Source organism: Verrucomicrobiia bacterium (genome assembly GCA_019634625.1).
In the GTDB taxonomy this organism is placed as follows: domain Bacteria; phylum Verrucomicrobiota; class Verrucomicrobiia; order Limisphaerales; family CAIMTB01; genus CAIMTB01.
The window spans coordinates 116,835-129,433 of the sequence record JAHCBA010000008.1; the positions used below are offsets into that span (position 1 = coordinate 116,835).

The following is a 12,599-nucleotide window of genomic DNA, read 5'->3' on the forward strand; positions in this document are numbered from 1 at the left end:
GCTTTCACTGGTCGGGTCCTCCCTTCGACCGTCCCAAATGGCGATCGGCCACTCGGCGGAACGCCCCTCTCTCGGAGGACGGATACTCCGGTCCCTCCGGACGAGGACAGGCGGGGGAAAACAGGATGGTGTCGCCCCGGGTGGCCTGCTCGAGCACCCGGTTCGCCGCATCTAACAATGAGGGCACCGGGCTGCAAGGCGTAAATAGACTCCACGCCGCCCGCATCGCCTGGGCCGCCTCGCCGTACACCAACGCCTGCTTCACCCGGGGCGATAACAGGGGACCCAAATCGTAAAACTGCCGCCCCGCCAGGGCACCCCCGGCGATCAACCAGATGTTCGGCGTCTCCGGAGGCGCCGGTGCCAGCGTCAACAGCGCCTTGGCCAGCGCATCCAGATGCGCCGACCTCCCGTCATCCACCCACCGCACCCCGTCGGCACTCCCCAGAATCTCACAGCAGCCCGCCGCCGGACGATACCCGTCCAGCGCATGCGTCATCTCGTCGAGCGTCAGGCGCAGGACGCGCCCGACCGCCAGGGCCGCCAGGGCGTCCTCGGCCAGGTGGGGTCCCTGCAGTTGACCCCGCCCCATGTCCCACAACCGACCCGCCCAACCCTCCCACCGGCTCACCAGCAGGCCGCGCTCGACCCCAAGGTCCGCCTGCCGGCTCGCGGCACTGAACGTGATGACCTTGCCCGGCAGCTCGATCCCCAATGCCTTCAACTGCGCCAGCGCTTCGGTCTGGATCACCGCCCAGTCAAACGGCTGCTGCCGGGCGAACAGCCGGGAAACCCGCCGCAATGCCGCATCCCGACCTTCGCCCGCCTCCGGATACTCCGCCGGCGCATTCAGCAACACCGCCACCACCGGCCGGAAATAGTCCAGATGCTCGAATTCGCAGGCCTCCACCCGGTGCACCATCAAATCGAGATCCCGCGTCCCTTCCGCCAGGGCGGACGCCGGAGCCTCAGCCCCTCCCGCCACCGCCACACGACGGCCGGCATCCTGGAGGAGTCGCGCGATCAGGTTCACCGTGGTGCTCTTGCCCCCGGCCCCGGCCACCGCCACATGCAGGCAATAGCTCTCCCGGAACGCCAGTTCCCTCTCCCCGATCACCGGCACTCCCCGCTCCTTCCAAAACCGCGCCAAAGGGGGCAGGCCAACGGTCGCGGTGCCCAACACCACCAACTCCGGTCCTTCCCCTCCCGCAGCTTCCCCTCCCGCAGACGTCTCGCCGCCATCCGCCCGGCGCACCACCACCCCGCGCCGCTCCAGCAGCGCCGCCGCCGCGTCCGCGCCGGAGTCCCGACCCACCACCAGTGCCCGGCTTCCGGGTAGCATCTTCATGCGCGTGCCCTCACCGGAGCTTGATGGTGCTCAGCGCCACCAGGGCGCAGAGAATCGACAGGATGTAGAACCGGATGGTCACCTTCGATTCGTGCCATCCCCGCTTCATGAAATGGTAGTGAAGCGGCGCCATGAGAAACACCCGCCGCCCGGTGCCGGTCCGCAACCGCGTGTACTTGAACCACCCCCGCTGGAGGGCCACCGACATCCCCTCCGCCACAAACACCCCGCCCGCGATCAACAGGATGAACGGTTGGTGTATCAATACCGCCACAATCCCCAACGCCCCCCCCAGCGCCAGCGCCCCCGTGTCCCCCATGAACACCTGCGCGGGATGGCAGTTGAACCATAGAAACCCGAGACCTGCCCCCACCAGCGCCGCCGTGAACACCACCAGCTCGCCCGCCCCGTCCACATACGGCAGCAGCAACTGCGTCGCGAAATTCCGGTTGCTCACCAGGTAGGCAAATACCATCAACACCGACGACGCGATCACCGTGCACCCGATGGCCAGTCCGTCCAGCCCGTCGGTCAGATTCACCGCGTTCGAACTCCCCACGATCGCCAGGACGGTGATCAGGATCCCCACCGCCGCCGCCCCGCTGAGCACCGGTTCCTTGAAAAAGGGCACCATGATGTCCGTCACCAGCGGCCGGGTGTCGAGATTCCACCAGAGATAGCCCCCGATGAAGGCTGCCAGCCCAAACTGCACCGCCAGCTTCACCCGTTCCGTCGCCCCCGCCTCCCGCCGTTGACGGCTGATCTTGGCGTAGTCGTCGTAAAACCCCAGCCCCGCCAGCACCACCACCGAGAGGAGCGTCAGTTGCAGCAGCGTGTTCCAGCGCCCCCATAGCACCGCCGAAATGTCCAGCGTGAGCACAATCAGCAGGCCCCCCATGGTCGGCACCCCGATCTTCCGGGCCGCTTCCGTCGTCAATCCCGCCTGCGCACCCGGATCCGCGTACTGCTGGCCGAACCGCCATCGAACCAGTTCCCGAAAGAAACGCGGCCCCAGCGTCAGCGACAACAGCAGCGCCGTCAGCGCCGCCCCCGCGCTCCGAAAGGTCACATAGTCGAAGACCCGCAGGGGCCCCACCCAATCGGCCCATTCGGTGCCTTCCGCCCAGCGGCGCACCCAGACACTGAGATAGTAGAGCATCGTTCACGCGGCATGTTGCAGGGGCAACCGCTCCCGCAGGAGATCGCCCAACCGTTCCAGATGCGCCGAGCGCGAACCCTTGATCAACAGACAATCCCCCGGTCGCAACACCGCCCGCAGATGCTCCGCCGCCTCCCCGATGTCCGCCACCTCGATCGCCTGCGCCAGGCCCGCCGCCGCCGCCGCCCGCGCCGACATCGCCGCCACCGGCCCCACGGTGATCAACCGGTCGATCCCCAGTTCCGCCGCCCGACGGCCGGCCACCCCATGAGCCCGGGCGGTATGGCCGCCCAACTCGGCCATACCACCCAGGACGACCACACGGCGGCCCGCACACGGAAACGAGCGCACCGTCTCCAGGGCCGCCAGCGTGGAATCCAGATTCGCGTTGTAGCAGTCGTCGATCACTTCCACCCCGTCCCATTGCCACCGGTGCATCCGCCATCGCGCCGGGCGGCAGGCCGCCAATCCCCGGCGGATCTCCTCCCGCCCCAACCCAAACTCCGCCCCGACCGCCGCCGCCAGCACCGCATGCGTCACCTGGTGCCCGCCCAGCAGGTTCACCCGGTACTCCCCGCTCAGTCCGTGCTTCGGCGCCCGCACCGAAAAGGTCGTCCCGTCCGCGTCGGCCTCCGTCTCGAGAATCCGCCAGTCGTGCGAAGCCTCGAACCCAACCCTCACCACCCGCGCCCGCCCCCGTCCGAGGATCGCTTCCGCACCGGCCACCGCCCCCGGCAAAATCAACGTGCCGTCGGGCGGCAACAACTCCGCGATCCAGCCCTCCTCTTCAATCACCCCCGCCAGACTGCCGAAATACTCGAGGTGCTCCTCGCCCACCTGGGTGAGCACCCCGACCTTCGGCTGCGCCATCCGCAGCAGCGGCGCCAGTTCCCCGGGATGGTTCGTCCCCACCTCGATCACCGCCGCCACATGCCGATCCTCCAGCCCCAGCAGCGTGGCCGGCACCCCCACGTCGTTGTTGAAGCTCTCCGGACTCCGCAGGGTCTCGAAACACCCGCCCAGCACCGAACCGATCAGATCCTTCGTCGTCGTCTTGCCGTTCGACCCCGCCACCGCCACCACCGGCAACACAAATCCCGCCCGGTAGGCCGCCGCCATCGCCCCGTAGGCCGTGCGCGTGTCCCCCACCACCAGCACAGGCCGTCCCGCCCATTCCTCCGCCCGGTCCCGCGCCACCACCACCGCCACCGCCCCCCGCCGCAAGGCCTCACCCGCAAACGCGTGCCCGTCGAACCGATCCCCCCGCAGCGCCACAAACAAATCCCCGGCCTGCACCGCCCGCGAATCCGTCACCACCCGACGAACCCGCTCGTCCGGCCGCACCGACCGCAGTTCCCCGCGGCAGGCCTCGGCAAGAAAGACGATGGGGCGCATCTCCATGGCAGGCGTCAGGGTCGGCTCCGGGCCGAGGTCAATACCCGTGCCGCTTCCTCCATCGAGTCCGGCGACGGAAGATCGGGCACAATCCCAAGGTAGTCCGCCGCCCGCTCCGCAATGTTCCGAAAGGCGGGGCCGGCCACTCTCCCGCCATAATACCCAATCCGCGGATTGGGATCCTCCACCAGCACGACAATGCACAACTCCGCCCGCTCCGTCGGAAAGAATCCCACGAAACTCGAATGGTATCGCGCCGCCCGGTATGGCGCGATGCGCGCCGTCCCCGTCTTCCCCGCCACCGAATACCGCCCCATCTTCACCAGCGAGCCCGTGCCGTCCTCCACCACCTCCCGCAACGCCTGCCGCACCTTCGCCGCCGTCTCGGGTCGGCACACCTCGCGAACCACCTCGGCCTCCGGCTGGACCAGCACCGTGCCGTCCGGAGCCACGATCCGGTCAATGATCTGCGGCCGCATGAGCCTCCCGTCGTTGGCCAGCGCGCTCATCGCCATGGCCAGTTGCAGTGGGGTGATGGCCACGGTGTACCCCATCGAAATCCGCGAGAAATCGGTCATCGACCAGCGGGAAACCGGACGCAGCAGCCCGGCCTCCTCCAGCGGCAGCCGGATGCCCGACTTCTGATGGAAACCGAACCGGTACAGATAGTCCCCGTACCGCTGCTTCCCCAGACCCAGGGCGAGCTGAAACGTCCCGATGTTCGACGACTTGGCAATCACCCGCTCCAGCGGAACGAACCGGTCCTTCATCGGATGGTCGTCCTTCAACTGCACCCGCTCCCGGCCAAACTGCTGCTGCCACCGCCCCTGGTCCCCGCAGAAGATCGTGTCGTGCAGATCGAACAGCCCCTCGTTCATGGCCGCCGTCGCCGCCACCAGCTTGAAGGTCGATCCCGGTTCGAACGTGTGCGACACCGCCCAGTTTCGCCGCCGCACCTCATCCCCAGGCCCCAGCGGCGGCCGGTTGGGGTCGTAGCCCGGATGATTCGCCATCGCCAGGATTCGCCCCGTCCGCGGATCCACCGCCACCACGCAGCCACCGGACGCCTGAAACCGCCGGACCGTCGCGGCCAGTTCCTGCTCCGCAATCAACTGCAGCCTCGCATCCAGCGTCAGGTACACGTCCCGCCCGTGTTCCGGCGGTATCTGAATCTCCCGGGCCCGCCGCACCTCCCGCCCACGCTCCGTCCGACCGGTCTTGATGTAGCCGTCCACACCCTCCAGCGAGGAGTTCAGAAATCCCTCCAGCCCCTCCAGCCCCCGGCCTTCAATGTCCGTGAATCCCAAAACCGGACCGGCCAGACGGCCGTTCGGATACGCCCGGATCTCGTCCTCTTCGCGGTCGCTGAACACCCCCCGCCGCACCTGCCGGATCTCCGCCCGCCGCTCCGCAGCCATTCCGAAGGTCTCGCCATCCAGCGCGGCCTCGATCCGGCGCCAGTCCTCGTCCGACACCCGCCGGCTCAGCCGGACATACCGGTTGGTCATCGGCCGCCCGCGGGCGTCCAGAAGCACGCCACCCTCGTCATTCAAACGGACCCGGGGACGCAACGCCTCCCGCAAACCGGCCTCCTCCCGTTCCAGCAGGGGCGCCAGCACCCGCGCCACCTCGGCGTAATGGAGGCCCAGCAGCCCCGGATCGGCACAAATGCTGTGCGCCCGCAGGCTGCTGGCCAGAATCTCCCCGCGCCGGTCCCGGATCGCGCCACGATGTCCCTTGATCTTGATCTGCAGCGCATGGGTCCGGTTGGCCTCGCTCAGGAAGGCCTCGTGTCGCACCACCTGCAGATCCACCAGCCGGTACCCCAGCGCCAGAAATGCGAGCACCAGCAACACGCCCATCCAGAAAAACCGGGTTCGCTGTCGGGTCCGTTCCACAAGGTCTCCTGATTAGTGGGTTCCCCCGTGCGGCGACCTCTCGCTCCGCCCCATCGCCAGTTCCTCGCGGCGCGACCAACCCCTTTCCACGCCGCGCCCGGACGCCGGAACCGGCAGTTCCCGCGGCGGCTCCGGCAACACCACCCGCGCACTCTCCCCAGGCGTCACCAGGTTCAGCCGCATCGCCCGCACCCGCTGGTCCAGCCCGGCCGACGACACCATCGTCTCGTAGTCCAGATGCAACCGCTCGTGATCCCGCTTCAGGCGCGCCATGGTCCGGTCCAGATTCCCCAGCTCCGTCTCCATCCGGTGCAGATCCCCCTTCAACCGGATATAACCCAGCAACGCCACCGCCACCGCAAAACACACCAGCAGGCCCGAGGTCACCGTGGACGCATACCCCACCGTCCTCTTCGCTCCGCGATTACGTGTCCGCGCCATGTCCCCTCCTCTCCAGCACGCGAAGTTGTGCACTGCGCGCCCTCACGTTGTTCTCCAGTTCCCACCGCCCGGGCGTGACCGCCCGCCGATGCACCCACGCCAGCTCCGGCTCCCGCGGCCGCCTCAATTCCGGTACGTCCACCTCCCCGTCATAGGTGTAGTCCCGGGTCCGCTCCACCCCGAACCGCTTCACCTCCCGGGCTTCAATCCCCTGAAAGCTGATCACCGCCAGACGCCCCCCCGGCGCCAACGCCCTCGCCGCCACCTCCAGCCCGCGCCGCAATTGGCCCAGCTCGTCGTTGACCACCATCCGCAACGCCTGAAACACACGGGTCGCCGGATGCAGCCGCCCCCCCCGGGGCGCCACCCGTTCGATCAATGTCGCCAGTTGTCCGGTCGTCCTCAGCGGTTGCATGCGTCGCTCCTCGTCGATCCGTCTCGCCAGCCGCCGGGCCCTCGGTTCCTCCCCCAGCGTCGCCAGCATCCGCTCCAACTCCTCCACCGGCGCCGTGTTCACCACCGTCGCCGCCGTCAGCGCCTGGTCCGGGTCCATCCGCATATCCAATGGCCCGTCGGCCTGGAAACTGAACCCGCGCGCCGCCACATCCAACTGGGGGGAACTCACCCCCAAATCCATCAACACCCCGTCCAAACTCCCTTCCGTCACCCACTCCAGCAGCCGGTCGTACGTCCCCCACCTCAACTCAAACCGTCCGCCGAAGGGCGCCAATCGCTCTTCCGCCGCCTTCAAGGCGGCTCCATCGCGATCGACCCCCAGCAGCCAGCCCGCTCCCCCCGTCGCCTTCAGGATCGCGAAGGCGTGCCCACCCCCACCGATGGTGAGGTCCCCATAACGACCCCCCGGACGCGGTCGCAATGCCTCCACCACCTCGGCCACCAGGACCGGGATGTGCGTGTATGCACTCACCTGCTCGCTTCACGTAGCTAAAACAAGGCGTTCCCTATCCGCCGTATCCGTCGCATCCCCTGCTCCCACCAGAGCCGCAACACACGGCCCCGGCACGCCGGACTCAGCCCCGGCCGGCCCGACCCCTCGGGACGCACCACCACCTCCATGTCCGCCGTCTCCAAATCGTTCCGTACCACCTTCACCAACCGCAGATCCAACTCCCCCTGCACCTCGCGCGTCCCCCGTCGCCGGTTCCCCGGACGCAGTACCGCCAACACCAACTGCTCCACCCACAACGGCAACCGCCGTCCCGACCGCGCCCGCCCCCGGCCCACGCCCTCGCCCTCGCGCCCCGCCGCCCGCCCGGGCGCCACCCCCGCCGATGTGCCCGCCGATGCCGTGTCCAACCGCGGCAGTGCCCCGGGTTCCGGCGGGCGATACCGCCCCGGACGCCCCTCGCTCGGCGTGAAACTCCGCCCCAGCGGCAGCAAGCTCTTGAAACTCATCGCTCTCTCTCCTCACCGTCGTCACACCAGATCGAACGCCTCGGTCACCCGCTCGTCATCCCCCGCCTCCACCTGGGCGTACCGCTCCGGACTCCAGATCTCAAACCAGTCCAGCATCCCCGCCAAAACCACCCGCTCCTTCACGTCCACCGCCTTCGTCGCATCATCCGGCAGGCAGATCCGCCCCGCGCTGTCCGTCTCCACCTCGCTGGCGCGCGTCGCCAGCAACCGCCTCAACGAATCCGCCCGGTCATCCGAAATCTTCATCGTCCGCAATTCCGCCACCGTCCGCATAAACCGCTCCGGCGGCATCACCACCAGACACGCCGGTCGCCAGTTCCGCTTCGGCACCGGCAACAGGAGGAATCGCAACCCTCCCGTCTGCCCGCGCCGCCACACACTCGGTATCTGCACCCGCCGCTTCTCATCGACCTTGTTCTCGAAGCGCGAAACGTACAGCGGAGAGGCCTGCTCCCGTTCGCCGCCGTTGCTGGATTCGATCGCCGCCATGGCTTCGGACCGATGGGATTCGAGCCCCCATCCGCCCCACACCGCCACACTTTGCTACACTTTGCCCCACCATGACAACGAAGAAACGCGCCGCACCGGCGCAGAGTTGTTCGCGGAGTGGCCAGCCTCGGTGAACAACATGTGAATAAGTGCATGACGACGGCCCCGCGACGCAAGCCGAATCGCTCCCCGAATTGCTCCCCATCTCCAGCCTCGCCTCCCCTCCCGCCCCAAGGCACAAGTCCCCCATGCGCGCCGACGATTTCGATTATCCCCTCCCCGTGGAGCGCATCGCCCAGCATCCCCCACCCCTCCGCACCCACGCCCGCCTCCTCGTCGTCCATCGCTCCACCGGCACCTTCGACCATTCCCGCATCGACCGCCTCCCCCTCCACCTCCAACCCGGTGACCTCCTCGTCCGCAACGACTCCCGCGTGTTCCCAGCCCGCCTCCGCGGTCACAAGCCCGACACCCATGGCCGAATCGAAATCCTTCTCCTCGAACCGGTCGGCCCCGACGCCTGGCGCGCCCTGCTCCGCCCCGGCAAAAGGGTCCGCCCCGGCACCCCTCTGGCCTTCGGTACCGATCACGACCCCCTCCATGCCCGGGTCCGCGAAAAGGATCCCGAGGGCGTCTGCGTCCTCGAATTCCCTCCCGGCACCGACGTCATCGCCTTCGCCGAACGCCACGGCGAGGTCCCTCTTCCCCCCTACATCCACCGGGACTCCCCGGCCCCCGCAGACCGCGATCGTTACCAGACCGTGTATGCCCGTACCCCGGGCTCCGTCGCGGCACCCACCGCCGGACTCCACTTCACCCCGGAACTCCTCGCCGAACTGGAAACGGCCGGCGTAACCCACTGCGATGTCACACTCCATGTCGGGGCGGGAACGTTTGCGCCGGTCAAGACCGACCGGATCGAGGATCATGTGATGCATGCCGAACGTTATCGAATCGGCACCGAGGCCGCCGCCGCCATCGAGACCGCCCGCCGGGAAGGCCGGCGCGTCATCGCCGTGGGAACCACCTCCCTCCGCGTGCTGGAGACCTGCGCCCGCCAGCACGGCGGATCGATCCACCCCGGGGAAGGTGTGACCCGCCTGTTCGTTCATCCACCCGCCACCTTCCACGTCGTCGAGGGTCTGCTCACCAACTTCCACCTGCCCAGATCCACCCTCCTGATGCTCGTGGCAGCCCTGGCAGCCCCGGGGTCCACCACCGGTCGCGACCTCATCCTCCGCGCCTACCGCGAGGCCGTCGAACACCAGTACCGCTTCTTCAGCTACGGCGATGCCATGCTTCTCCTCTGACCCGCCGGCCCTCACCCCTCCCCATGAACCCCGGCACCGCCACCCTCCCCGCCCCTCCCGACCCCCCTTCCCGCCAACGCCCCTTCCTCCTGGTCAACATGGCCATGACCGCCGACGGCAAGATCGCCACCGCCAATCGCGTCGTCGGCACCTTCGGAAGCCGGCGTGACCACGCCCACCTGCTTGCACTCCGCGCCACCGCCGACGCCATCCTCTGCGGCGCCGGGACCGTCAATCTCCCCGGCATCACCCTGGGTCCCGGCGGCCCCCGCTACCGCCGGCTCCGCCACTCCCGCGGCCTCGCCACCGAACCCCTCCGCATCGTGGTCAGCGGCCAGGCCCGGCTGCGGCCCGACGCCGACCTCTTCCTCCATCCCGGCTCTCCCATCCAGGTCTGGGTCTCCGCCAACGCCCCGACCCGCCGGGTGGCAAGGTTGCAGGCCGCCGGTGCCGAAGTCCTCGCCTTCGGCGGGGACGACGTGGACCTCGCCGCGGCGCTGTCCTGGCTCGCCCGCCAGCACCGTGTGCGCCGTGTCGTCGCCGAGGGAGGCGCCCTCCTCAACGATGCCCTCTTCCGTGCCGGCCTCGTCGACGAACTCCACCTCACTCTCTGCCCCCTCGTCTTTGGCGGCCGCACCGCCCCCACCCTCGCCAACGGCCGGGGCTTTCCGTCCCTCGCAGACGCCGCTCGCTTCCATCCTCCGCGTGTCCGGCGGGCCGGCAACGAACTCTTTCTGGTCTTTCGCGCGATCTTGGCTCGCGGCCCCGACTGCGATAAGACTCAGTCCGATTGAAAGCACTGGTCTCGGACAACGCCGTTCAAACCAGCGAACGGGCCTTCCTCATCGGGGCCCAGTTCAAGGCCCGCTCCGAATGGGACGTTCAGGACTCCCTGAGCGAACTCGGCCAGCTCGCCCGCACCGCCGGCGCGGAAATCGTTGGCACCGGCACCCAGAAGATCGACCGGCCCGCCGCCCGCACCTTCATCGGCCCGGGCAAGGCCGACGAATTCGCCGCCCGTTGCCGCGGCGAGGGCGTGGATACGGTGATCTTCGACGACGAACTCTCCCCCGCACAAAGCCGCAACCTCGAGACCGTCTTCGAACTCAAGATCCTCGACCGCACCCAGCTCATCCTCGACATCTTCGGCCAGCGCGCCCGCACCCGCGAAGGCAAGCTCCAGGTCGAACTCGCCCAACTCCAGCACCTCCTCCCCCGCCTCACCCGCTTCTGGACCCACCTCTCCCGCCAGAAAGGCGGCATCGGCATGCGGGGCGGCGAAGGCGAAACCCAGCTCGAAGCCGACCGCCGCAAGGTCCAGGAACGCATCGACAAACTCATCCGTGAACTCGAAAGCGTCCGCCGCCAGCGCGCCACCCAGCGCGAAGGCCGCAAACGCCACCAGTGGCCCCTCGCCTCCATCGTCGGCTACACCAACGCCGGCAAGTCCACCCTCCTCAACACCCTCACCGGCGCCGCCGCCCTCGCCGAGGACAAACTCTTTGCCACCCTCGACCCCACCACCCGGCGCCTCCGCCTGCCCACCAATCAGAACGTCCTTCTCAGCGACACCGTCGGCTTCATCCGCAAACTCCCCCACCGCCTCGTCGAGGCCTTCAAAGCCACCCTCGAGGAAGTCGTCGAAGCCGATCTCCTCCTCCACGTCGTCGATGTCAGCCACCCCAAGGCCGATGAACAAATCGCCGCCGTCCACGACGTCCTCTCCGAACTCCACGCCGCCGACAAGCCCACCCTCATGGTCTTCAACAAGACCGACTGCCTCGGCATCGACACCTCCATCGAACGTTTCCGCGAACTCTACCCCCACGCCGTCTTCCTCTCCGCCCGCACCGGCACCGGCCTCCCCGAGCTCCTGGCCGAACTCGGCACCCAGCTCCGACCCGTTCGCGATCTCCTCGAACTCCACATCCCCCACACCCGCTCGGCCGCCATCGCCCGCCTCCACGCCGTCGGTCAGGTGGTGGACAGCGATTACTCCGCCGACGACGTCGCCCGGTTCAAGGCCCTCGTTCCGCCTCATCTCCGCCACGAATTCGATCCCTTCCTCACCAGGACCGAAGCGCCCCGCAAGCCCTCCCGCCGACGCCGCTGACCTGCCTCCCTCCCCTCGAAATCGGAATCGGAATCGGAATCGGAGTCGAAATCGGAGTCGGAGTCCGGATCCTCATCGCACCCGTCCAGCCTCTTGATCGACTCCCGCTCCCTTCATCCCCCCACCGTGGCCAGCACCACCGCCACCGTCATCAGCAGCGCCCCCACCAACCTCCTCCCCAGTACCCGCCCCCCGAGCCCCTGCTCGCTGTTGCGAAACCAATGGCCCACCCCCCACACCGCCAGCACCGTCCACAGGCTCCTCGCCGAATACACCACGTTCACCGCCGTCGCGTCACCGTACACCGCCACCGTCCCGATCAGCAGGATCCCCTGCACCGCGATGCACACAGAACCCATCGCCAGCGGACCCCACGCCGGGCGCGCAATCCGCGCCAGCGGTTCGCGAAACAAGGGGATCATCCCCAGCGAACCCGCCCCCGCCAGGGCCATCACCAGTGGCAGCAGGCGACCCGCCCCCCACGCCGGCGCCCACTTCTGCACCAGCACGTCGAACAGCGCGAACGCCAGGGCCGCCGCCAGACCGGCACCCAGACCGAATCTCACACCCCGACCGCTGCCCCGACCGCTCCAACTCAGCACGGCGATCGCCCCGGTGCTCAACCCGGCCGCCACCCACAACCGCGCCGGAACCTCCAATCCCAACAGCCCCACCGTCAGCGCCGCCACCATCACCGTCTTGGCCCCCAGCACCGGCGTCGCCACCGTCACATCGCCACGGCTCAACGCCAGAAAGCCCAGTGTCTGACCCAGCACCAGCACCGCAGCCAGCACGGCGGGCTGCCAAAGCATGGCGAGCGGCTGACCTGGCCCGCCCAACACCGCCAGCGGCGCAAACAACACCGCCGAAAAAACATTCGCCACGAACGTGGTGCGCCATACCCCCACCCCGAGATCCGCCGCCCGTCGCACCCACAAAGCCCCGAACACGTAAAGCACGCTGCTGAACAACGGCAGCAGCAGATGCATCCTGTCCGACACGGGCGCTC

12 protein-coding genes are annotated in these 12,599 nt (G+C 68.5%); 3 read left to right on the forward strand and 9 right to left on the reverse strand.

What is annotated here, in order from left to right; genetic code table 11:
• Positions 1–4: 4 nt before the first annotated feature.
• The 8 genes from KF833_06965 to KF833_07000 are packed head-to-tail and all read right to left on the reverse strand — an operon-like array spanning position 5 to position 8,167.
• Positions 5–1,348: a hypothetical protein gene (locus KF833_06965; protein ID MBX3745034.1), complete on the reverse strand. Its 1,344-nt coding sequence runs from the start codon at positions 1,346–1,348 to the stop codon at positions 5–7.
• 10 nt (positions 1,349–1,358) lie between these two features.
• Positions 1,359–2,507 carry a phospho-N-acetylmuramoyl-pentapeptide-transferase gene (gene mraY / locus KF833_06970; protein ID MBX3745035.1) on the reverse strand — a complete coding sequence of 383 codons (1,149 nt, stop codon included), beginning with the start codon at positions 2,505–2,507 and terminating at the stop codon, positions 1,359–1,361.
• A gap of 3 nt (positions 2,508–2,510) precedes the next feature.
• Complete coding sequence (locus KF833_06975; protein ID MBX3745036.1) at positions 2,511–3,908, reverse strand: UDP-N-acetylmuramoyl-tripeptide--D-alanyl-D-alanine ligase; 1,398 nt, start codon at positions 3,906–3,908, stop codon at positions 2,511–2,513.
• A gap of 8 nt (positions 3,909–3,916) precedes the next feature.
• On the reverse strand, positions 3,917–5,800 hold the full coding sequence (locus tag KF833_06980; GenBank protein MBX3745037.1) for a penicillin-binding protein 2: 1,884 nt from the start codon (positions 5,798–5,800) through the stop codon (positions 3,917–3,919).
• Between the two features lie 12 nt (positions 5,801–5,812).
• On the reverse strand, positions 5,813–6,241 hold the full coding sequence (locus KF833_06985; protein ID MBX3745038.1) for a hypothetical protein: 429 nt from the start codon (positions 6,239–6,241) through the stop codon (positions 5,813–5,815).
• Complete coding sequence (gene rsmH, locus KF833_06990) at positions 6,225–7,169, reverse strand: 16S rRNA (cytosine(1402)-N(4))-methyltransferase RsmH (GenBank protein ID MBX3745039.1); 945 nt, start codon at positions 7,167–7,169, stop codon at positions 6,225–6,227. Before rsmH ends, KF833_06985 begins: the two co-directional genes overlap by 17 nt.
• 17 nt (positions 7,170–7,186) lie before the next feature.
• Positions 7,187–7,657 (reverse strand): hypothetical protein, encoded by a 471-nt coding sequence (locus KF833_06995; protein MBX3745040.1) that lies wholly within the window; start codon positions 7,655–7,657, stop codon positions 7,187–7,189.
• 21 nt (positions 7,658–7,678) lie between these two features.
• The gene (locus KF833_07000) at positions 7,679–8,167 is read right to left on the reverse strand and encodes a hypothetical protein (GenBank protein MBX3745041.1); all 489 of its coding nucleotides are present in this window, start codon (positions 8,165–8,167) and stop codon (positions 7,679–7,681) included.
• Between the two features lie 248 nt (positions 8,168–8,415).
• Here KF833_07000 and queA point away from each other — a divergent pair, with 248 nt between their 5' ends.
• From queA to hflX, 3 genes are read left to right on the forward strand one after another with little or no spacing between them, the layout of a single operon-like run.
• Complete coding sequence (queA, locus tag KF833_07005) at positions 8,416–9,477, forward strand: tRNA preQ1(34) S-adenosylmethionine ribosyltransferase-isomerase QueA (GenBank protein ID MBX3745042.1); 1,062 nt, start codon at positions 8,416–8,418, stop codon at positions 9,475–9,477.
• Positions 9,478–9,500: 23 nt separating this feature from the next.
• Positions 9,501–10,271, forward strand: a complete 771-nt coding sequence (locus KF833_07010) for a dihydrofolate reductase family protein (GenBank protein ID MBX3745043.1) — start codon at positions 9,501–9,503, stop codon at positions 10,269–10,271.
• Positions 10,272–10,276: 5 nt separating this feature from the next.
• The gene (gene hflX, locus KF833_07015; protein ID MBX3745044.1) at positions 10,277–11,590 is read left to right on the forward strand and encodes a GTPase HflX; all 1,314 of its coding nucleotides are present in this window, start codon (positions 10,277–10,279) and stop codon (positions 11,588–11,590) included.
• 113 nt (positions 11,591–11,703) lie between these two features.
• On the opposite strand, the gene KF833_07020 is transcribed toward hflX, so the two are convergent.
• Positions 11,704–12,591, reverse strand: coding sequence for an EamA/RhaT family transporter (locus KF833_07020; GenBank protein ID MBX3745045.1), 888 nt, complete (start codon positions 12,589–12,591; stop codon positions 11,704–11,706).
• Positions 12,592–12,599 lie beyond the last annotated feature (8 nt).